Origin of the sequence: Mycobacterium colombiense, assembly GCF_001665835.1 — a bacterium.
Classification (GTDB): domain Bacteria; phylum Actinomycetota; class Actinomycetes; order Mycobacteriales; family Mycobacteriaceae; genus Mycobacterium; species Mycobacterium colombiense_A.
The window spans coordinates 1-633 of sequence record NZ_LZSX01000044.1; the positions used below are offsets into that span (position 1 = coordinate 1).

Below are 633 nucleotides of genomic sequence, written 5' to 3' on the forward strand. Positions count from 1 at the left end.
GAGCGAGCGCCAACGTAGAAGCGGCTGTACTCGACGGCGATGTCGACACCGTCGGGTTCGAAACGCGTGATTGTCCACGGTGGCATGAGCAGGCTGCCTGCACCGGGCAGGCTTGGCACGCGACCGGCCAGGCTCGCCCCCTCGGCTGCTTCATAAGGACCCAACAGGTCGATGAGTTCGTCGACTCGTTGCGCCGCGTGGACGAAGACGCCGTCTTCTGGGGCTGCGCTGACGGCCAGGTCTTGCAGTGTGCGCATCCCGGCCACGAAGTGGCTAAATCCGGCTCCGGGTTCGGTCAACCGAAAGATCGGCGGCGGCGCATCGTCGTGTCCTGAAGCATTGCTCATGCGCTCAGTCCATATAGGTGTATCGGGCAGGCGCTTGCGCGCCGGGGACAACTGCCATGGTCATTCTTTCTGCTCGGTTCACCGACGCTGGCACTCTTTGCTACGACTTGGAGGTCACACGCGGTTGGCGCGTCAGGCAGCACCGGAGGTGATCGACAACCTCGTCGGCAACCTTGTCGATGGGCAGCGCGCGGTCGGTGGCGATCCAGTCGGTGAGCCAGATTTGCAGGGCGGAAATCACCAGCGAGGCAACAACTGCCGGACGCAATGCGCTAATCTCTCCGGC

Annotated in this window: 2 pseudogenes; both read right to left on the reverse strand. The window is 63.5% G+C overall.

Features of this window, described 5'->3' with window-relative positions:
* Window positions 1-347, reverse strand: a pseudogene (locus tag A5760_RS10920) (hypothetical protein); the annotation flags it as partial.
* Between the two features lie 100 nt (window positions 348-447).
* Window positions 448-633, reverse strand: a pseudogene (locus A5760_RS26980) (hypothetical protein); the annotation flags it as partial.